The following is a 20,375-nucleotide window of genomic DNA, read 5'->3' on the forward strand; positions in this document are numbered from 1 at the left end:
GAAGAAAATTTAGCCATAAAAAATGCACCTCCTATTGTTAATTATGTGTCTAACAATTGGGGTGCACTTCAAATTTGAAGGGGCTTTTTGCTGGTTATTTTGGTTTATCTAAAAATTTATTTCATCGTGCATGACCTATTTTAATCAATTGTCATGTATATATGTGTCCTCTAATAACAAGGTTAAATCCATTCAGTTCGTCATCGTAGCTTCGTTATCTTGCTGTTACATTCCAAAATGCGTACAACAGCGTGCCTTCAAGGTTATACTGATGCTGGAGGTGATTCAAAGTGACATACAATCGGAAAATGAATTCGAAGCAAGCTAATTAATAACTAGATTCTTACAAATAAATCTCATCTGTATATCAATTGATTTATAAACGAATGCAGAATTATTTTTCGGAAAATGAGCTTTTTAATAGCCAAGAGAGCTCTAAAGATCAAGTCTTCATTTTGAAACTAAAATCGCTTTTATATTAGGCTTCGAATTTTTATGTGCTACAGACATTAGTTGAAAGATAGGCTTTTCCTGTTCTTATTTATATCGTTAACTTGATAATTTATAAATATGAATTTAGTGGGGGGATATTATGAAAGGTAGCAAACATTTTAATTTTCACAAGCTTTGGTTAGGACAGTCTATAAGTTTGTTGGGTACTCAGTTTACAATAGTAGCTTTGCCACTTTTTGCATTAGAGGTGTTACAAACAAGCGAAGCAAATGCTGCTATGCTTCGTGGGATTATATTCGTTCCTTATCTAATTTTCGGGTTAGTAGCCGGTGCTTTAATAGACATTTTTCATAGGAAAAATGTCTTGCTAATTTGTAGTTTATGTCAAGGAGTATTGTTTTTATCAGTATTCATACTGACTGTAACAAATATTATAACGTTCCCTTTATTGGTGTTTATCATGTTTTTAAATGGAATATTCACCACGTTTTACAACATTGCCATTCCTTCTTTTTTACCGGAAATAGTAACAGATAAAGACCACTTAAAAAAAGGAAATGCACAACTAGCACTTTCGGAGTCTCTTTCTATAGTAATTGGTCCTATGCTAGCTGGAATCGTCATTACTCTAGTTGGATTAACAGGCTCATTCACTGTTGACGCAGTAACGTATTTTGTTTGCTTTATGTTTGTATTAATTATTTCAAAGTTTAAACCGCATACAGAAGGTTCTTTAAAAGACGTAAATGTAAAATCTATATACCAAAACATATATGAAGGTTTGGTATATTTCAAAAAACACCCTGTATTGGAGCCGATTGTAACTTGTGGTGCTGTTTACGGTTTTTTTAAATACATATTAAATAGCATTTTAGTAATATTCCTTTATAAGGTAATGAATCTATCTGAAATTGAAATAGGATTTGTTATAGGTTCAGCAGCGGTGGGATTTTTAATAGGTAATACGATACTTATGAAAAAAAGTCAACAAATTAATAATGCAAAAATGCTTATTTATAGCGCTGCTGTATCAGTTACCGGTTTGGCTTTTATACCGATAATGGGGTATATGGGAACAGTTTACGGAATAGTAGCTGCAAGTATCATACATGGTATGGGAGAAGGTGTATTTGGCCCTTACGCTGCAACTATACGACAACTTGCCTCACCAAATCACATGCTAGGCCGAGTAAATGCTGTACAGCGTACGCTGAATTGGGGAGCTTGGGCATTAGGAAGTTTTGCTAGTGCATTTTTAATTTCTATATTTGGGCTTCAAACTACGTTATTTATAGGGGGCTTCGGAACAACATTGTGTTTAGTGGCGTTGTTAAGACGAGGCGTATTAAAAGGAAATGAAATTGAATATACGAGTTCATTTTAGAGGGGATGATTATGATGCGTTAGCTACTGAGACTATAGATGAATTTAGATGTGTACCTTCAAAATGTCAAGCTATGTCTTTAAGTCTGATCCCAAAACCAGGTTGCATAAAAGAAATCAAGTATAAAGAGTTAACTAACATATCGGAGGTTGTATTAATTGATCTATTAGTAAAAGAGGGTGACACCATACCAACTATTGTAGATAGCACTCAACGCAAAGGGTCTATAGTATTTACGGCTAATGATATAAAACATATGTACGAAGTTGCAGAGAGAATATGTAATAATATAACGTTTGTTTATCAGGATTTATCAGAATGGAAACCTTCTTTTAGAAAAAAATATAAAAATAAATGTGGAAAATGAATGGATCCAAATACCACTTCTTAACAAAAGAAAAAATAATAAAGAAACCGAAACCCTTAAGCGGTGGGATTCGGTTTCTTACTACAATATTTAACTGCAATTAGGAAATGATTGTAAACTTTAAAAGGTAATCAGTAAGCTTTACAGTTTCTTTTTCACTCTTACTTTCTTCCTCAAATACCTTATTCTTTTTCTCTAACTTTTCAATTCTTCTTTTAATAGAAGCAATGACGGCGTTTTGATTGTTCTCGTTCCGTTTGGTTACACAGTGTGGTTTTACTAATCAGGCTTCTTTTTGTCACACTCTTGAAGTTAATTATATTTTTCTACGTACGAAATAAAAAGCTAAGGACCCCATAATAACAGGTGCAACAAAGTCAAAGAAATGCGAAAAATTAAAAGGAAAAAGAACAAGAAATGGTATAATTGTATAGAGAGCTGCTTGTCCTATAAATACAGGGACTCCAAATTGAAATTCTCTACATCGCTTGATTTTCCTGTATAACACTTCCCCGATTAGACAAGCTATAAGAGCTGGTATACTACCATAAGTGAAGATCGTTTTAATGAATCCTAATACAACGTTCGGGTGAATAAAGCTAGGATGAGAAATATATGAAATCAAGAACCATCCAAAAATAAAAGCAAACAGACTTGCAGCATAACTAATTACAAATTTTATCAACGTAATCATCCCCACAGTTTTCTAATATTAACTCCATTGTATGACATGAAATCCTATTATTGGTACCGAGAAAAAAGCGGATCCCTACTCTAAAATGCATCCACTCATCCTTCTATACTTGTTTTATTTTCATTGCTCTAGCAAACTTCCAAAAAGCTGCAAGTAGTATGAGCAGCGGTATTCCCTGAATAAAGAGAAATCCTCCCAAAAAATAAAGTGCACGACTAACTAGAGAAGGCGCTGTTGTCGACTCGCCCGCAAAATAAGCCCCATAATTAGCTGCTACACCTGCATAATCAGCTATCCCACCTATAAGAAAAGCCGCTGGACTTATGATTAGATTTATTCCTAAACAGATCATTATTGAAGATAGGTTTTTAGCCTTAATTTTTGGTGAAACAGACAAGAAAAATAACAATATTGCAGTGCCGTCTATAAGAAGTAGTGTTATTACAAAAAAATTCCCATAATATCCCTCCATGATTTTAATTGTACCATCAGCAAGGACAACTTTGTGTAAATTTGGATGAATAGGGTCTTCATGTGAGGTTAACATAACGTCTCATTAACAGTAGTCAATGATGCATATAATTTTCGTTTTTGCTTTCTTATCTGAGCTGGATAGCGGTGGGGGGAGTCATAAATTGTGGAACACACTCTTAAGTTATTTGATATGAAAAAATGAAATTCTCCTTCTGTAATTTATTCAAATGACTCAATCTCCGCATCTTTTGAATGCCCTTCAATAAAACATAAGCAAAATAATTACCAATCCTATGCAAGAAAGTTAGCCTAGTTAATCGCATATGTTTTATGGAAGGGATGTGATGGAACTATGGAACGGCCGAATTGGGGAATTGGAGGATTAGTATTCGTTGGCTGTATGTTTCTTGGTGGAGGAGTGGGATCTATGTTAGGTAATGCCCAAACTGGATGGCTAATAGGAATGGGCGCTGGATTTCTTGGTATGGCTTTAACGAGACTGTTCAGAAAATAATGTAACTGAGATTCTTCTTCTGGTAAATAAGGAAATATGTAAGTAAGTCATGGCATAAGAGTTCTATAAATTATAGTTAGAATCTTCTCTTTTGTATTTGTCTTTTCTAAATTTCTCCATACATAGATATAATTCTCAAGTCGGAGGATGGCACCTTAGGGTGTCTTTTTTATGCTCTTTAAAAATGTCTTACCATTATAATAGCTGAGTTTTGCTTTCAGTCTCCGATGTCCATTAAGCATAAAATAAAAATTCTGCACCATTTAAACTCTGATAACAATTCATACGATCAAGAATAATTGAGTTAATAGCTTTCGGTAGATCGCCATCATTTTTTTATAATAGATTAGATTCATTGCCGTTTCAGACCTATGTATGAATTCATAATCTAATAGTAAAAGGAGGAATGATTAAAGGTATGGCGGTTAATGAGGAATCAATTTGTCAACAGTTTGCAAGAATCATTGGCGGTCAAGAAGGATTCGCTGGTGGGAAATGCGTGGCAACAATAAACCGAGATGAAATACGAGCAACAATCTTGGGAAAACGTTTTAGAGTAACAACTTCCTTTTCATTCGAATCACGAGACAATAAAACTGGACGGGCATTATGCCTAGGCCGAGTAGCACTCTTACAAAAAGAAGTCACTGAATTTGTGGCGACAATTATTAAACAAGGAATAATCGTTTCGTCTATACACAATGAGTGGTTATGTGATGATCCAAATTTAATTTACGTTAATATCGAAGACGTTGATGATCCACTAAATTTTGCAAGAAAAGTGAGAAGAGCGTTATGCACGTAATCAATTTCTTTAGTTAAACGAGTGATTATATTAAATTGAAAAGTTCAGCGTGTTGGATGGTTTTATAAAACGAAAGAAGGCGTTTCATATTTGGAATGCCTTTTCTTTATGTGTTCGTTACTAATGTGGGTGGTTAACTGATTATATGCTGTTTATCTTGCAACAGCAAGAACTGGGCGAGGTATCTTTAAAGGTGCTTGACTGTCTATAGATACCGTATTTTATCAAATGTTGTTAGCATATCATAAAACGATAAGGGAAAAATCGCCTTCATACCAACCAATCAAAATCTTGAGGTACTATTCTTTATGTTGTAAGGTTCCACTATTATTTTCATCAATTACTCAACGTATTGCTTCGATGTTTTCTGGAGTCATTTTAATAAATCCTTGCTTTTCATGAGATAATACTTTTTGATGAGTCATTTTGTGCATGGCATTGATTATATGACGATTAGAATTGAGGTCAAGTATTACCTCTTCACCTTTAATTCTATCAGTCTGCTTTTCCTTAACTCCTGATTATATTAGCTTCAATAACATATGATCATTCTTAAGAATGTCATTGAAATGTACGAATAGATGTTAGTGCAGCAAAATAAATTGTGTTATGATATGAGGAAATATAAAGCTATGTAACGGAGGGAATAACATGCCGCATGTTGTGTTTCGTGGAATTACTACTGAACAATTAAAAAGCATAAGCAAGCCATTAGTAGAAGAACTCGCAGATATCTGTGAGTGTGGTACGGATAATTTCACCTTGGAATTACCAAGTTCTACGTTTGTATTCAATGGAGAAGAAATAGAAGCGTTTCCTCTTATTGAAGTGAAATGGTTCGAGCGTGGACAGGAAATTCGTGATCGATTTGCCAAGGCCATTACTACATATGTAATGGATTTTGGACTTCCAGAAGTAGAGGTTGTATTTACAGTTTTCACAGAATCAGCGTATTATATTAACGGGAAGCATTGTGCAAGTTAGAGCTATTAGAAAGATTTTTATTCCTATAATAAAATATGTTTCGTTAAAAACAAGGGCCGGAATTCCGGCTCCTTTTCTATCCCGCAAAATAAAGTCTTACTTTATCTCTCCGTCTCAAAAAACTCAATCCACTCTCCATCAGGGCCAGCGAAGAATATGTAACGTGTTCCATCTGGTAATGTTTCAATTTCTTCTCCTAGTAAAAAGGTTACTTTTTGTTTCTTTAGTCTTTCGATCTCATCCTCTAATGAATCCACTTTAAAGCAAATGTGATGTACTTTTCCTTCTGCCGGAAGAGAAGAGTTGTAGCCTTCAATGAGTTCTAGTATCGTTTCTTTTGATTCTTCTACACCTAAAAAAGCGAGTTTTAAGTCTGGATTCGGATGACCCATACGTTTCATGAGCTGTAAGCCGACTACTTCTTCATAAAATGAAATAGATGTTTCTAAGTTTGCAACCATAAGTCCAACGTGTTCAATTCTTCTAACTGGCATGTAGATTCCTTTTTTCTGAAAATTATATACAATATATTATTGAAAATTAAGAAAATAAGCAAGATAAAAACCTTACAAATTTTAGCGTGTTATATGGTATATTGAGAAAGTATGTTTGGGGAGAAGGAAGGAGATTATACGATGAATACAACTACTCAAACTCCTTCATTATCGGAAACGATGAAAGAGTGGCATTATGCATTAGCGTATGAAATTAAACATTGGAAAACGATAGGTGGTAGTAAAATTTCTATCATGAACGGTCGTTTTTTATATACAGATTATGAAAGTACAGTATACGTATTTCAGCTTATTTCGGAAGTAAGCTTACCTGAAGGTTCACCCATTCGAATTGAGTTCGATGGTGAGGAAGCGACAGGGGAAGTATTATCTATACATGGATTAGAAATAGAGCTGAAATTAAATGATTATATACAAGGTGAAATAAGAGAAGCGGTTTTATATAGTGAACCGTGGCAATTGTTAGAGCAACTACAAGAGCGATTGAAAGAAGCACGTAAAGATAAGCTGAAACGTAATCGTATAAAGCGTCTTGTTGATGGGACGAGCAGTCCGAAACATATTGAGAAGATGAAAAATCCAAAAAATGAACTGGCATATCGTTCGTTTTATAATCCGACAACGTACGTATGGGGACCGCCGGGAACAGGGAAGTCTTACAATTTATCACGTATTATTTCGGCTCATTATCAAAAAGGAAAATCGGTACTTGTGTTGGCTCATAGTAATGCGGCAGTAGACGTATTAATGAGTGAAGTAACGAAGCAAATTGAGAAGAAAAAGAAATGGACGCCTGGTGAAATTGTTCGTTACGGTTATAGTCAACATGAACATATACGAAATCATGAAACGTTACTTGCGTCGAAGTTAGTTGAAACGACGAACGGATCTTGGGGTGAGGAAAGACTCTATTTAGAAGAGACACGACAAGATCTTCGTGAAAAAATCTTATCGTATAAAGCAACATCTGCTGATAAGAAGCGTATACAAGAGATTGAAAGTGATCTTCGAAAGCAAAAGGCTAAAATTAAAGAAGTAGAAAAAGAATATATTGAAAATGCAAAAGTAATCGGCGCAACTTTATCAAAATGTGCCATTGATTCACTTATTTATGAGCGTACATTTGATTTAGTTGTTGTAGATGAAGTAAGTATGGCATATGTTCCGCAAATTGCATTAGCTGCTTCACTTGGAAAACGTATCGTCGTTTGCGGTGACTTTTTACAGTTACCTCCAATTGCGATGGCAAATCATGAACTCGTTCGTAAATGGCTTGGGGAAGATATGTTTTACCATGCTGGGATTGTTGAGTCTGTTAATAAATCAGAAGCACAACCAAACCTATTTATGTTGCAGGAACAAAGACGTATGCATGCGGATATATCGAAGTTTACGAATTCGTTTATTTATAAAAATAGAGTACACGATCATCCGTCTGTTTCAGAGCGTAAAGAACTTGCGCAATTGCAGCCATTCGCAAATGAAGCGAGTGTTTTATTTGATACGAGCCAAATGGGAGCTTTTTCGTTAAAAGATGCTGCTTCTGGTTCACGTTTTAACATTATGTCTGGTTTAGTAGCAATGCAAATGATGTTAATCGGATTGTTAGACGGTGTGCAATCAATTGGTATTGTGACACCTTACAGGGCGCAGTCACGCTTTTTATCAACGTGTATTAGAGAAATGTTGCAGAGAACGAAATATCAAAACATACCAGTTTTAGCGGCGACAGTTCATAAGTTCCAAGGTTCTGAAAGAGATATGATGATCTTTGATACGGTTGACAGTTATCCGCAAGAACGACCTGGCATATTATTCTTTGATCACAAAAACCATCGCCTCGTCAATGTAGCAGTGACAAGGGCGAGAGGGAAGTTCATTCAATTATCTGATTGCCATTATATGCGTAAAAACCTTTCGAGAAAACAAGCGTTATCACAATTAACAGCTCATATAGAACGTCACGGAGATGTGTATGATCGTACGACATCAAGACAATTGTGGGAACGGAAAATTTCGAAACGTTTACGCTGGTTTATGGAAATGAATCTTGAGGAAACGAAAGGGGTATTAAAAGATATTTTAGCCTCAAAACGAAAAATTATTATTTCACTTCCAAGTACAAAACAAGTGGATAAGCGAGTATGGCAAGCGTTAATGCGTACAAATGCGCAAATAACAGTTTATAGTGATGGACCAGTTCCACTGAAAAATGTAAAGTTACAAAGACAAAATAAAGCATTCCCGTTTATCGTAATTGATGATGAAATCTTCTGGGCAGGCGCACCGCTTACATCTCAAATGATGTTTGAAGGTAGTACGGAATTTCCGTACGTATGTGCAAGACTGCAAGCACCTGAGACAATTGGTGTATTAAAAGGATTTTTAGATATTCGGTAAATTCGGATAGGAATTCCTTGACTTTTACTTGGAATGAACTTAGAATAAAAAATAATTTAATATAATTTTATGAAAATTCTTATCACGAGAGGTGGAGGGACTGGCCCTATGATACCTCGGCAGCGGATTCGTTATGAATACTGTGCCAATTCCAGCAAGGTAACTTGAAAGATAAGAAAGAAGCTCATTTTGACTGTATATACAGAAGCCTCTTTCTATCTTTTAGAAAGAGGCTTTTTTATGTGAAAATAAAAGGAGGAAGAACAATGGGAGCGACAGGAGTAGCGTCACAAAGAAAAACAATTGAAGAGAGTATCGAAAGAAATAAGGAAAAGTACATAGAAACAAGTCATGATATTCATGCGAATCCGGAAATTGGTAACCAAGAGTTTTATGCATCTAGAACGTTAAGTTTATTGCTAGGCAGTGCAGGATTTCAGTTGCAGCACAATATAGCTGGACATGAAACGGGATTTATCGCGCGAAAAAGCTCTGGAAAACAAGGACCTGCAATCGCATTTTTAGCGGAGTACGACGCTTTACCAGGACTAGGTCATGCGTGTGGTCACAATTTAATTGGCACAATTAGCGTTGCAGCAGCAATCGCATTATCAGAAACGCTTGAAGAAATTGGCGGGGAAGTTGTCGTGTTTGGTACGCCAGCAGAAGAAGGCGGGCCAAATGGTAGCGCGAAATCAAGTTATGTAAAGGCAGGTTTATTTAAAGACATTGATGCGGCGCTTATGATTCATCCGAGCGGAAAGACAGCGACAACGAGTCCTTCACTAGCAGTCGATCCACTTGATTTTCATTTTTACGGAAAAACAGCTCACGCTGCAGCTTCGCCAGAAGAAGGGATTAACGCATTAGATGCGGTTATTCAGCTCTATAACGGTATTAACGCACTTCGCCAACAACTTCCGCCAGACGTGAGAATTCATGGCGTCATTACAGAGGGCGGAAAAGCACCTAATATTATTCCTGACTATGCCGCAGCAAGATTCTTCATCCGTGCAGCAACGAGAAAAAGATGCGCGGAAGTAACAGAAAAAGTAAGAAACATTGCACAGGGAGCAGCATTAGCAACAGGTGCAAAAGTAAAAATCCATCAATTTCAAAATGAAATCGATGAATTACTCGTAACAAAAACATATAACGATATCGTAGCGGAAGAACTAGAACTATTAGGTGAAGATGTAAATCGTAAAGAAAGAGTAGGGATTGGTTCAACCGACGCAGGAAACGTAAGTCAAGTCGTACCGACAATTCATCCGTACATTAAAATCGGACCAGATGATTTAATTGCACATACGAATGAATTTAGAGAAGCAGCACGTTCAGAACTTGGAGATAAAGCATTAATTACATCGGCAAAAGCATTAGCAAATACGGCGTATCGATTAATTACGGAAGAAGGGTTGTTAGAGAAGGTGAAGGAGGAGTTTAGAGAGGCGCAGAGGAATCAGGGGTAAGGGGATTAAGGTGCTTTTTTCGAATAGAGATCTAATTCATAAGTAGAGATATAAAAAAGAACATTGAAATATCAATGTTCTTTTTTTGTTTACTAATCATTGATTTCATTGGCTTTTCTCATAAAGGAAAAACTTTTACTGTTAGCCGGGGATAATACGTATCCCTTTATTAGAACGACAATTTCTCCTCAAACTCACTCTTTAAAACAATTAAAGGAGACGATAATCCAAATTGCATTAAAGAGTCTAAAAATGTAGCGAGAGAATCCATCGAATCGCTCATGACCTTCATCATATAATTAAATTCCCCGCTAATTCGGTATAAATCTGTTACTTCAGGAGCGGCATTACAAAATTGAATAAAATCAGAGCATTGGCTCGTTTTAAACATGATGAATGCTTGAATGTTTTTATTAATTTTTGCAGGCTCAAATTTCGTTCGATAAGCCGCTATAACTCCTTGATCTTCAAGCTTGTTAATACGTTCTTTTACAGCAGGTTGCGTCATGGATATAATTCGTCCTATTTCTGAAACAGAAATTCTCGCATTTTCATATAACAGGTTCATAATTTTATGATCGATTTCATCCAATTTTACAGCGGTTTGCATTGTGTAGCCTCCTTGTTATGTTTTCTAAAGTGAATTGCAAATTATAACTATAATATCATAAGTGAACGAACTAAATTACCTATAAATCTATATTTAAAATGATTAGTATTTGCATGAAAATATAAGTATAGGGTTTATCAAAAGGGAATTTAGGAAGGATGGAAAAAATGAAGAATCTTGATGGGAAAGTAGCATTAGTAACAGGGGCAAGTCGCGGCATTGGTCGTGCGATTGCGATGAGATTGGCAAACGACGGTGCATTAGTTGCGATTCACTACGGCCGAAATAAAATAGCTGCAGATGAAACAATTAGTGAGATTGAATCTAATGGAGGAAAGGCATTCTTAATTGAAGCTGATCTCAATTTAATGGATGGTGTCAAAAAAATAGTAGAACAATTGAAGAATGAATTACAAATAAGAGTTGGTACATCAGAGATTGATATTTTAGTAAACAATGCAGGGATAGGTACACAAGGGACGATTGAAAATACGACAGAAGAAGTTTTTGATGAAATTATGGCCGTAAATATTAAGGCGCCATTCTTTTTAATTCAGCAAACATTACCGTTACTACGAGTAGAAGGGCGCGTTATTAACATTTCATCAGCGGAAGTAAGACTTGGTTTTACAGGGTCCATTGCATACGGTTTAAGTAAAGGTGCACTAAATACGATGACACTTCCTCTAGCTAAACATCTTGGAGAACGAGGTATAACAGTGAATACAATTATGCCTGGATATACGAAGACAGATATCAATGCGAAATTGCTAGATGATTCAGAAATACGGAATTTTGCTACGGATTCATCTGTGTTCGGACGAATAGGGCAAGTTGAAGATATTGCAGATGTAGTAGCATTCCTTGCTTCTTCTGATAGCCGCTGGGTAACAGGGCAGATTATAGATGTCTCTGGAGGGTTTTGTTTATAGGGGCACTACTCCATAACCAGCAAGCTAATTAAGTAAATTACTAGTTATGAAACGATCCTCGTTTCATAACTAGTAATCTATAGAAAGGTAGAGATGATAAAGAAATCTATTAAAACGTGATTTTTTCGCTAGGCAATTTGAATAAGGGGGCTATTTTTAATTATTCATAATCTAAAATAATCCAATTTTATTTTACAGTAACATTAAAACAAAATTATTGACCGCTTGGTACAAAAAGGAGTATTCTATTCATGTTATCTTTAAAATGAGAGGAGGATACGATTGAATAAACGCGGCAGACCTCGAGAGTTTGATTATTCCTCAATTGTAGATGTTGCAATGAAAACATTTTGGTTAAGAGGATATGAAGGATGTTCTACACAAGATTTATGCAGTGATACAGGACTTGGAAAAGGAAGTTTATACAATACTTTCGGTAGTAAACATGAACTGTATAAACAAGTATTAGAACGCTACCATGAAATTGGGATTAGGGAACAAAAGAAATTGTTACATACTCCAATTCCAGTTAAAGAACGATTAAGTAATTTTTTTGAATGGGCATTGAAAGAAGACTTTGAGAATATGGATCAAAAAGGATGCTTATTGATTAATGCCAGTATAGAACGTGCTAAAAACGATTTAATGGTACAAGAAATTTTCTCGAAGCATGTTGAACTTCTTAAACAAGCTATTGAAACAGTGATGGAGGAAGGATTGCAAACAGGTGAAATTTCAAAGAAGCAATCAGCTGAAGAATTAGCTAGTCTGCTTTTAAGCAGTTATTACGGATTCCGTGTTCTTAATGTATCGATGCAAAATCGGATGTTGTCTGAACAAGTTATCAAAGGAACAGTAGAGTCTATTTGTGGCGCTTAGTGCGCCCTTTTTTCGCACTATTTTTGTACCGATCATTACAGTAATGGATAAGGAGTGTTTTTATGCCATCGATTATTTATTTATTTATTTATTTATTAGCTTTAGCAATCTTTTGTATGACTACATCAGAATTTATGGTTGCAGGTATGATGAATGAACTTGCTCTTGCATTCCAGGTTTCTGTATCATCCATTGGGTATTTAATTTCAGCTTATGCAGGAGCAATGGTAATAGGAGGCCCCATTTTAACTGCAATCCTCTTACGAATGCGCAGCAAACAAGCATTATTGTTTTTAATGTTCATATTTTTAATTGGTCAATCGCTCGGAGCTATTGCTTGGAACTATGATATTATGATGATTTCACGTATTATAACTGGTATTGCTTCAGCTTCAGCTTTTGGAGTTGCGATTTCCTTTTCTGCGACATTGGTTCACTCTGATTCAAGGGGAAAAGCTGCATCAATTGTACTTGCAGGTTTAATGTTCGCAACTGTATTAGGTTTACCTATAACAACCGTTATTTCGCAATATTTTGGCTGGCGTATTAGTTTTGGGGCTGTTTCTGTTCTTGTGCTAGTATCAGCAATTATGATTCAACGGTTATTACCATCTTCTTCAAATAAAGAGCAATTAAATTGGAAAGATGAACTTCTGCGATTTAAGAATATTCATCTTTGGGCAGCGTACGTAACAAGTATGTTCATTATTGGTGGTACGTTTGCAGCATTTAGTTATTTCACTCCTATCTTTACAAATGTTACAGGGTTTTCAAGTGCAAGTATTCCATATTTACTTGCTCTCTATGGTAGTGCGACGGTAATTGGGAATATAATAATTGGCAAGTTCGCTGATAAATTTACAATGAAAATACTTATGGGTGGATTAATTATATTAATCATAGCGTTGTTTTTATTTGCTTTAAGTGCAGAGAATAAATACATTGCAGTTATTTCTACGATTTTTATTGGTTTAACTGGTGTAGCATTGAATCCAGCTATGGTTGCGAGGGTGATGAAGACAGCTAGTAATGGAATAATGATAAATACCGTTCATAGTTCTTTTATTACGCTAGGTATTGTTATTGGTTCGTCACTAGGTGGTCTTGGGATCAGTAAAGGATACGGTTTTGTATCTCCTCTATGGATTGGAGCTTGTTTAGCTATCCTTGGGGTAATTTCGTTATTCCCATATTTACATAAAGGAAATGTAGATTAAGAGGTTTAAAATTTCTTTATATGGGGTACCGCCAAATCATCATCAAGCTAATACTTTCATATCTCCCTAAATTAAAATTTTCTTTCTCTACAGATAGCTATTCTGAGAAGTCTCTCATTTTTTCGTTTAGGGGACATTTCTTTTTCTTAAGTTGATGGGTATGTATGGTGATCTCTATTAGACGATAGTGAATTAACAATTTTGGGGGTCAGTTCAATTTTATTCAAAATAAGATTTTTTGCAGTAAAATCAATGTTAGTGGAACTTTTTTAATCAAACTTTTTTCTAAATTAACATAAATACTTGTAATATTTAAATTAGTACTATATAGTTCTAGTTATGACAAAGGTAAAATTAATGAATCAAAAACGTGTGATTGAAGTAGCCGCAACATTATTTTTAGAAAAAGGGTTTGCTTATACAAGTATGGATGAATTAGTACGTGTAAGCAAAGTTTCAAAGTCTAATGTGTATTATCACTTTTCTAATAAGGAAGTATTATTAGAAGCGGTCGTTGATTATTGGATTGAAATGTATCAATCTGCAATTGATGACGTACTTTCTCAGAATCAATTTTTAGTTGAAGATCGTATCCAACTGTTTTTAAAGCAATTATCACAAGGAGTTCAGTCGAGAGAGTATAAGGGGAGCTGTCCATTTATTACTCTTTATATTCAAAGTCCTACACAGGCCACGCAAATAAAAGAAAAAATAGGTCTTTTTTTTACAGGATTACAAAAGAAAGTTTCTCTATTACTTAAACAAGGGGTAGAGAATGGAGAATTTAGAAATACGATTCATATTGATGAGGTTGCATCACTTTTTATTACAAATCTTGAAGGAGCGTTATTTATTTCAGAAACATTGAAGGATGCAACTGTAATCACGAAAACAGCAGATCATTTTTTAAAATTGCTTCGATAAAAGAAGCATTTTTTTTACATCAAATTAGTACTGAGTAGTACTAAAAGGGGGATTTTATATGAGAACAGTATTTTTAACTGGTGGAACAGGCTTTATTGGAAAGCAATTAGTGAAAGAATTAGCCAAAGAGGATGTTAAAATTCTTCTTTTAGTGAGGTCGAAAAGTAAAGCAATACGCCTTTTTCAAGAAAGAGGTATCTTAAAAAAGGAAGTTATGCACTTTATTGAAGGTGATTTGACGAAAATAGATTTAGGTCTAAGTGCTGAAGATAAGGAGAGGGTATTGAAAACGGATGTGATTATTCACGCAGGAGGCCCCATGGATATTCAAGCGACAAGTAAAGAGGTAGCTTCCGTATTTTTAAATGGCGCCAAACATATTAGTGAATTAGCTAAAAGTATTCATCAATTGAAGGGCTTGCAACAATTTATTCATGTTGTAGGTTATATGAGTCCCTTTGATGATAAAAATAGCAAGATTGCAATTGATGTGTTTCAAGAAGGGAATAATTATTTGAAAATAAAAAATCCATATGAGAGAACAAAATTTTTAGCAGATCTTTATATCCGTCAGCAGGCATCAGCAGTAGGTTATCCGCTTTCTGTAATTAATCCGCCAACTGTAGTCGGTAGTAGTAAAACAGGGAGTACAGAGCAGATAGCAGGATTAGGTTTGCTTGTGAAGAGTATGCGAAGAGGGCTCATGCCAGTGATTCCTGGAGGTAAGGGATATAGGTTACCACTTATTTCAAACGATGAGCTTGCGAAGTTTATTGTGCAGGTTTTCAGATTGGAGCAACCGACTATTCAAACATATACACTTGTTGAAGACAAACAGCACGATCAGAACATTGCTGAATTATTAAGTATTATGTCGGAAAGTATGAATATGAGGGCACCAAAAATCTCGGTTCCAATGCCGCTTATGAAAACAATTATGAATAGTGGAGTAAGTAAAATAACAAAAATTCCTTCTGATGGACTGAATTTTATTACAAAACGAAAATTTTCAAATGTTTCAGCGAAAAAAATTATGGGAGGAGATTGGTTTAGGAAGACGAGTGTAATGAAATTTTTCCCTACCGTAGTAGCTGATCTGGATTATCGAATGATGTATCAAAATGGCCAGCATAATCATGTATTTAAACGAACATTATGCGATAACAATACCCTTTACCAATTACAAGGAGAGGGTAAACCGTTTATTTTATTACATGGTTTATTGAGTGATGGAGAGGATTTATTTCCTTTAGCACAAGAGCTTCATGAAAAAACTGGTCAACCTGTATGGATCTTGGATCTTCCAGGTTTGGGGCGTTCTCCTTTTAAACGAGATAAAAATCTTCTAAATATCTATTTGAATGTAGTGAAAAAGTTATTGGAGAAAGCTACGAATGGTGCACATCTAATTGGTCATTCATTCGGTGCATTTATTCTTCTGGAAGCATTGGTACAAGAGTACATAGGTAAGAAGTATGCAATCACTTTACTTCAGCCACCTGTAGTTAAAAAAAATGCTAAATCGCTAAATGTTCCTCAATTTATGAACAAATGGACATTAAAACTGGCAACTACTAATTTCATAGAGCGATATTTATTAAGTAATGGTTTGTTTGAAAGTATGGAGAGCATCCCTGAACATTATATTGAAAAAATAAGGAACAGTTTTACTTCTCCTAGAATTTTAAATACTACGGTTCAGCTTAACAGTTTACTACTGAAAAACGATCAAGGTGATTTCAATGAAGTAACAAAATATAATCTTCACATTATTTGGGGGGATTATGACAGAGCCTATTCTGCTCCATCGCATCTTGGTAAAGTTGATTTTGTTCCATATGGCCATCATTTTCCTCTTAGCCATCCGAGTGAAACGGCAACATTAGTAATAGAAAATAGTAATATTAGCAGATGAGAGTGTGGGATAAATAAAAAGTGTATAGTAAGATCGTTGTGTCTTTGAAATAAAATCGTACTGTTTGGAGTCCCGCCTCATCACCATCAAGTTAAAATTTTATAATGCTCCAAAACGAAAAATTTGAGTCTTTTATAACAATGAAGTTCATTTTATCGTTTTGGGGCAACCTGATCTGGTGATACGCCTTATAGATATTTTTACGTCTTTAATTTTTGTATTGACCTTAAAGTTACTTTAAGGTTTATGCTAAAGACAATTATATAAAAAAGCTTTTTTATGTCTATATATAATTAATCATAAGGTGAGGAAAGTCATATGGGTATATACAATAGGAAAAATTTAGCTTTAGTTTTAGCATTATTTAATGTATTTATCGTATTTTTAGGAATTGGTCTTGTAGTTCCTGTAATGCCATCTTATATGAGGGCATTACATTTAGGCACTGACACTATGGGATATTTAATTGCTATGTTTGCATTTTTCAACTATTAACATCTCCTATTGCCGGAAGATGGGTAGATATATTTGGTCGAAAAAAATGATCATAGCAGGGTTAATTCTATTTTCCTTTTCTGAATTTTTATTTGGAGTTGGAAATCAAATATGGGTATTATTTCTTTCTAGAGCACTAGGAGGTGTTAGTGCTGCATGTATGATGCCGGCAGTCACTGCTTTTATAGCTGATACAACATCATTAGAAAACAGAGCAAAAGCATTAGGGTATTTATCAGCAGCTATTAGTACAGGATTCATAATTGGACCTGGTATTGGTGGCTTTATATCTGATTTTGGCATACGTGCACCGTTCTTTTTTGCAGCAGTAATTTCTGGTATCGCTGCGTGTTTTTCAGTATTTATTTTGAAAGATCCTGTATCTAAAGAACAACGAATTAAAATGCAAGATAACAAAATACAAGTTAGTTTTTTTAAAGAAATTAAACAATCTTTTCACCCTTTATATTTTATCCCACTATTACTTGTTTTTGTTTTAGGATGTGGTTTATCAGCTTATGAACATATGTTTAGCTTTGTTGTTGATAAAAAGTTTGGTTTTACACCTAAAGATATATCAATAATTATTTAAGTAAGCGCCATATTAGGAGTAATAGCACAAATCATGTTCTTTGAAAAATTAGTAAAAAAATTTGGTGAGAAAGGGATCATTAAATATAGCTTATTCATAGCCGCTATAATTATAGTTGTATCTACATTTTTTGGTAATTATTGGATGGTCGCGATTTTAACGTTTATCATCTTTTTGGCATTTGATTTACTTCGACCAGCAATTACAACATTACTTTCTAAAATAGCTGGAGAAAATCAAGGATTTATCGGAGGGATGAATTCTACTTATACAAGTCTCGGGAATATAATAGGGCCAGCAACGGGAGGCATTTTACTTAATGTAAATGTTAATCTACCATATATCTTTGCAGGATTAATTCTTACTATTGGATTTGGCATAACTGTATACTGATCCAAATATATAACAAAAAACAACAGAGATACATTTCCAATGCAATCCTGATCTTATTGACAGGTTTTTATTTAAACCGAAACCAGAAAGCTTACGTTTTTGTTTAATACATCCCTTAAGTTGATGTGGCGGTACCCCATTAATGAAAAGGAGTGTACGAATTGGGATATTTCAACCCTGAATTAATGAAAAGTAATCTAGACCTGGAAGAAGCAATACAAATTGTAAAAAACTATATAAAGAGATTAGCAGAAACATATGAAGATAAAGAGTATGCAGCGGAAGTTATTGAACGTATTTACAATGAGGATACTACTTGTGAGGATATCGACTTTATTTTAGAGTGTAAAAAGCTAACATAGGTATACTATTTCAAAAAAGACACTATAGAAAGTGTCTTTTTTTACGTTGACATCCTATCCTATGAAAGAAAATGTAGTGATTAATCATAGTTTGTTGGATTCTTCTTATATATGGTGCATAACTTGAAATTGTATAATACCTTTCCATAAATCCTCCCTATAGCTTCCAATTATATTTTGATAACCTGGAAGATTACTAGCAAGTAAATTGCCAAAACCTTCGACATCGTTGCGCCAATCGCGTTGTAATTCGCACGCTACACTAAACCAGTTCATAAGTTACACACCACTATGTGCCATACGCGTATTGGCGGCATCTGCAACTTGTTTACTGAAAGTTCCTGAAGCATCCGTAACAGTAAATACTTCATACCCAGCTTTTATAGCGGAAAGTGCTGGGAAAGCAACATAAACATCCGTAACTACGCCCGCGATGAGAAATGGTTTATGTCTATATTATTTTCTCTTCCAATTATTATATATTTTTAGCATACTATTACTATAAGGAGGGAGTGCAGAAATGGAAGAAAAGAAAGTGACGTGGTTAGAACTCTTTTATGATTTGTTATTTGTGGCGGCAGTGACGGCTGCGACTCATGTTTTACTTCATGTTGAAGATGGTCAAATCCATGCAGAGTATTTAGTAAAGTTTGTCTTAATTTTTATTCCGATCTGGTGGGCTTGGGTAGGGCAAACCATCTTTGTTAACCGGTTTGGAAAAGATTTATTTCATCAACGAATTTTTTTGATCTTGCAAATGTTTTTTGTCCTAATAATGACATCAAGCTTATCAGCTGATTTTGATCCTTATTATCTTTCTTTTTTAATTGGCTATATTGGCTTAAGGGTCGTGACTGCAATTCAATATCTTGTGGTCCAGCGTATAGAAGAGGGGGCTCGAAAAAAAGCAGCCCTCTTTTTAGGAAGATATTTTTGGATTGGAATCGCTATTTCATTATTATCCGTCTTTTTTGATTCTTGGATTCGATATGCTGTGTTATATTTTGGGATTCTTATCGATATTATTGTGCCACTGCTTGGAAGAAAGTGTTTAGAAAAGGTTCCTACAAATACAGCCCACTTGTTAGAGAGATTTGGTCTATTTTCTATTATTCTCTTTGGGGAAGCTCTTATAAGCACTCTTGTGGTCATTCAACCTAAACAAGGAAATTGGGATTCAATAAGCTTTGCGATTATTTCATTTATCCTCATTATTTCGATGTGGTGGCAATATTTCGATAACATGGAGAAGAAACTCGACAAGTCTAGACAAACTTCTGGTCAAATTATTATTTACGGTCATCTATTTATTTTAATGTCTTTGAGTATGGTTGCAGCATCCATTAGATTATTATTTTTACATGAGGTCTATTATTCTTTTATCTTATATTTTGTTTTTGGTTCTGTATTGCTCTATTTCCTGTCAACTACAATTGTTTTTCATCAATACAGGTTTGAACAACACCGCTTGAACATTTATCATTTATGCTTGTTTTTAGGGATTTTAGCAGTCTTTTTTATTATTAATTTAATTATAGTAGTGCCGAATATTGCGATAATAGGACAATTAACCTTATTTTTTATCATCTATGCTAAATTAACAAGTACATAAATAAAAGCATCAAATAAACCAGTATCTAACTATAATACTGGTTTATATGTATATATTGGTAAATTTTACATTTGATATTAAATCTGATTATCCATAAATTGATTGTAGAGGTCTCGCCACATCGCTATCAAGTTAAGAAATACGTTCTTCCCATAAATGAAAAAAACGAACTGAACTTCTATGGACAACTATGAAAGAATGAAATTTTCATTTTGGAATAATTCAAAATCTTAGCTTGATGGGTATGGGGTACCGCCAACGAGACGCGAATTTTGCACGCTAAGCAAAAAAAATAAGCTGTCCACATGGCCAGCTTATTTAGTCGGGTAAGCGGAGGGCATCGCTGCCCCCAACTCCCCTCAGAACCGTACGTGACAGTTTC

17 protein-coding genes, 4 pseudogenes and 1 riboswitch are annotated in these 20,375 nt (G+C 34.8%); of the genes and pseudogenes, 15 read left to right on the top strand and 6 right to left on the bottom strand.

Annotated features, from left to right (window positions below; all coding sequences use genetic code 11):
• The first annotated feature begins 592 nt into the window (after nt 1-592).
• Together QO049_RS28885 and QO049_RS28890 are read left to right on the top strand one after the other, a co-directional pair.
• The gene (locus QO049_RS28885) at nt 593-1,837 is read left to right on the top strand and encodes an MFS transporter (RefSeq protein WP_246960504.1); all 1,245 of its coding nucleotides are present in this window, start codon (nt 593-595) and stop codon (nt 1,835-1,837) included.
• Between the two features lies 1 nt (nt 1,838).
• Nucleotides 1,839-2,204, top strand: a pseudogene (locus QO049_RS28890) (ATP-grasp domain-containing protein); the annotation flags it as partial.
• A 316-nt stretch (nt 2,205-2,520) separates the two neighbouring features.
• On the opposite strand, the gene QO049_RS28895 reads toward QO049_RS28890, so the two are convergent.
• A complete protein-coding gene (locus QO049_RS28895; RefSeq protein WP_030026376.1) occupies nt 2,521-2,898 on the bottom strand; it encodes a hypothetical protein in 378 nt (125 codons plus the stop codon).
• A 103-nt stretch (nt 2,899-3,001) separates the two neighbouring features.
• Complete coding sequence (locus QO049_RS28900) at nt 3,002-3,370, bottom strand: hypothetical protein (RefSeq protein ID WP_284489734.1); 369 nt, start codon at nt 3,368-3,370, stop codon at nt 3,002-3,004.
• A gap of 354 nt (nt 3,371-3,724) precedes the next feature.
• On the opposite strand from QO049_RS28900, the gene QO049_RS28905 reads away from it, so the two are divergent.
• Both QO049_RS28905 and QO049_RS28910 read left to right on the top strand, forming a co-directional pair.
• Nucleotides 3,725-3,886 carry a hypothetical protein gene (locus tag QO049_RS28905; protein ID WP_000441008.1) on the top strand — a complete coding sequence of 54 codons (162 nt, stop codon included), beginning with the start codon at nt 3,725-3,727 and terminating at the stop codon, nt 3,884-3,886.
• A 418-nt stretch (nt 3,887-4,304) separates the two neighbouring features.
• Nucleotides 4,305-4,691 (top strand): DUF1259 domain-containing protein, encoded by a 387-nt coding sequence (locus tag QO049_RS28910; RefSeq protein ID WP_001986336.1) that lies wholly within the window; start codon nt 4,305-4,307, stop codon nt 4,689-4,691.
• Nucleotides 4,692-4,993: 302 nt separating this feature from the next.
• Here QO049_RS28910 and QO049_RS28915 read toward each other — a convergent pair.
• Nucleotides 4,994-5,212 (bottom strand): annotated as a pseudogene (locus QO049_RS28915) (DUF6241 domain-containing protein); the annotation flags it as partial.
• A 130-nt stretch (nt 5,213-5,342) separates the two neighbouring features.
• On the opposite strand from QO049_RS28915, the gene QO049_RS28920 reads away from it, so the two are divergent.
• A complete protein-coding gene (locus QO049_RS28920; RefSeq protein ID WP_001120970.1) occupies nt 5,343-5,675 on the top strand; it encodes a DUF1904 family protein in 333 nt (110 codons plus the stop codon).
• A 101-nt stretch (nt 5,676-5,776) separates the two neighbouring features.
• On the opposite strand, the gene QO049_RS28925 is transcribed toward QO049_RS28920, so the two are convergent.
• Nucleotides 5,777-6,169, bottom strand: coding sequence for a VOC family protein (locus tag QO049_RS28925; RefSeq protein WP_001145286.1), 393 nt, complete (start codon nt 6,167-6,169; stop codon nt 5,777-5,779).
• 111 nt (nt 6,170-6,280) lie between these two features.
• Between QO049_RS28925 and QO049_RS28930 the strand changes: the two genes are divergently transcribed.
• Entirely contained in the window at nt 6,281-8,590 is a 2,310-nt protein-coding gene (locus QO049_RS28930; RefSeq protein ID WP_284489730.1) for an AAA domain-containing protein, read from the top strand.
• 76 nt (nt 8,591-8,666) lie between these two features.
• Nucleotides 8,667-8,768, top strand: a riboswitch (SAM riboswitch).
• 88 nt (nt 8,769-8,856) lie between these two features.
• Complete coding sequence (locus tag QO049_RS28935; RefSeq protein ID WP_098395899.1) at nt 8,857-10,062, top strand: M20 family metallopeptidase; 1,206 nt, start codon at nt 8,857-8,859, stop codon at nt 10,060-10,062.
• Nucleotides 10,063-10,231: 169 nt separating this feature from the next.
• Here the strand turns inward: QO049_RS28935 and QO049_RS28940 are convergent, their stop codons facing one another.
• Entirely contained in the window at nt 10,232-10,672 is a 441-nt protein-coding gene (locus tag QO049_RS28940) for an Lrp/AsnC family transcriptional regulator (RefSeq protein ID WP_284489731.1), read from the bottom strand.
• Between the two features lie 167 nt (nt 10,673-10,839).
• On the opposite strand from QO049_RS28940, the gene QO049_RS28945 reads away from it, so the two are divergent.
• From QO049_RS28945 to QO049_RS28975, 7 genes and pseudogenes are all read left to right on the top strand, one after another.
• Entirely contained in the window at nt 10,840-11,604 is a 765-nt protein-coding gene (locus QO049_RS28945; RefSeq protein WP_016111604.1) for an SDR family oxidoreductase, read from the top strand.
• Nucleotides 11,605-11,886: 282 nt separating this feature from the next.
• Entirely contained in the window at nt 11,887-12,483 is a 597-nt protein-coding gene (locus QO049_RS28950; protein ID WP_001042191.1) for a TetR/AcrR family transcriptional regulator, read from the top strand.
• Between the two features lie 62 nt (nt 12,484-12,545).
• Nucleotides 12,546-13,700 (top strand): MFS transporter, encoded by a 1,155-nt coding sequence (locus tag QO049_RS28955; RefSeq protein WP_284489732.1) that lies wholly within the window; start codon nt 12,546-12,548, stop codon nt 13,698-13,700.
• Between the two features lie 357 nt (nt 13,701-14,057).
• Complete coding sequence (locus QO049_RS28960) at nt 14,058-14,624, top strand: TetR/AcrR family transcriptional regulator (RefSeq protein WP_141524537.1); 567 nt, start codon at nt 14,058-14,060, stop codon at nt 14,622-14,624.
• Between the two features lie 58 nt (nt 14,625-14,682).
• Nucleotides 14,683-16,539 (top strand): alpha/beta fold hydrolase, encoded by a 1,857-nt coding sequence (locus QO049_RS28965; RefSeq protein WP_284489733.1) that lies wholly within the window; start codon nt 14,683-14,685, stop codon nt 16,537-16,539.
• Between the two features lie 318 nt (nt 16,540-16,857).
• Nucleotides 16,858-18,019: pseudogene (locus tag QO049_RS28970) on the top strand (MFS transporter).
• 161 nt (nt 18,020-18,180) lie between these two features.
• Nucleotides 18,181-18,381, top strand: a complete 201-nt coding sequence (locus QO049_RS28975; protein WP_065703698.1) for a hypothetical protein — start codon at nt 18,181-18,183, stop codon at nt 18,379-18,381.
• Nucleotides 18,382-18,486: 105 nt separating this feature from the next.
• On the opposite strand, the pseudogene QO049_RS28980 reads toward QO049_RS28975, so the two are convergent.
• Nucleotides 18,487-18,828: pseudogene (locus QO049_RS28980) on the bottom strand (isochorismatase family protein); the annotation flags it as partial.
• Between the two features lie 73 nt (nt 18,829-18,901).
• Here QO049_RS28980 and QO049_RS28985 point away from each other — a divergent pair.
• Entirely contained in the window at nt 18,902-19,993 is a 1,092-nt protein-coding gene (locus QO049_RS28985; RefSeq protein WP_065703700.1) for a low temperature requirement protein A, read from the top strand.
• The last annotated feature ends 382 nt before the right edge of the window (nt 19,994-20,375 follow it).

The organism is Bacillus sp. RB3 (assembly GCF_030164735.1).
In the GTDB taxonomy this organism is placed as follows: domain Bacteria; phylum Bacillota; class Bacilli; order Bacillales; family Bacillaceae_G; genus Bacillus_A; species Bacillus_A cereus.

Bases quoted from the DNA above. Each gene is read 5' to 3' on its own strand.
- QO049_RS28885 (WP_246960504.1), top strand. From the start codon at position 593: ATGAAAGGTAGCAAACATTTTAATTTTCACAAGCTTTGGTTAGGACAG.
- QO049_RS28895 (WP_030026376.1), bottom strand. From the start codon at position 2,898: ATGATTACGTTGATAAAATTTGTAATTAGTTATGCTGCAAGTCTGTTT.
- QO049_RS28900 (WP_284489734.1), bottom strand. From the start codon at position 3,370: ATGGAGGGATATTATGGGAATTTTTTTGTAATAACACTACTTCTTATA.
- QO049_RS28905 (WP_000441008.1), top strand. From the start codon at position 3,725: ATGGAACGGCCGAATTGGGGAATTGGAGGATTAGTATTCGTTGGCTGT.
- QO049_RS28910 (WP_001986336.1), top strand. From the start codon at position 4,305: ATGGCGGTTAATGAGGAATCAATTTGTCAACAGTTTGCAAGAATCATT.
- QO049_RS28920 (WP_001120970.1), top strand. From the start codon at position 5,343: ATGCCGCATGTTGTGTTTCGTGGAATTACTACTGAACAATTAAAAAGC.
- QO049_RS28925 (WP_001145286.1), bottom strand. From the start codon at position 6,169: ATGCCAGTTAGAAGAATTGAACACGTTGGACTTATGGTTGCAAACTTA.
- QO049_RS28930 (WP_284489730.1), top strand. From the start codon at position 6,281: ATGTTTGGGGAGAAGGAAGGAGATTATACGATGAATACAACTACTCAA.
- QO049_RS28935 (WP_098395899.1), top strand. From the start codon at position 8,857: ATGGGAGCGACAGGAGTAGCGTCACAAAGAAAAACAATTGAAGAGAGT.
- QO049_RS28940 (WP_284489731.1), bottom strand. From the start codon at position 10,672: ATGCAAACCGCTGTAAAATTGGATGAAATCGATCATAAAATTATGAAC.
- QO049_RS28945 (WP_016111604.1), top strand. From the start codon at position 10,840: ATGAAGAATCTTGATGGGAAAGTAGCATTAGTAACAGGGGCAAGTCGC.
- QO049_RS28955 (WP_284489732.1), top strand. From the start codon at position 12,546: ATGCCATCGATTATTTATTTATTTATTTATTTATTAGCTTTAGCAATC.
- QO049_RS28960 (WP_141524537.1), top strand. From the start codon at position 14,058: ATGAATCAAAAACGTGTGATTGAAGTAGCCGCAACATTATTTTTAGAA.
- QO049_RS28965 (WP_284489733.1), top strand. From the start codon at position 14,683: ATGAGAACAGTATTTTTAACTGGTGGAACAGGCTTTATTGGAAAGCAA.
- QO049_RS28985 (WP_065703700.1), top strand. From the start codon at position 18,902: ATGGAAGAAAAGAAAGTGACGTGGTTAGAACTCTTTTATGATTTGTTA.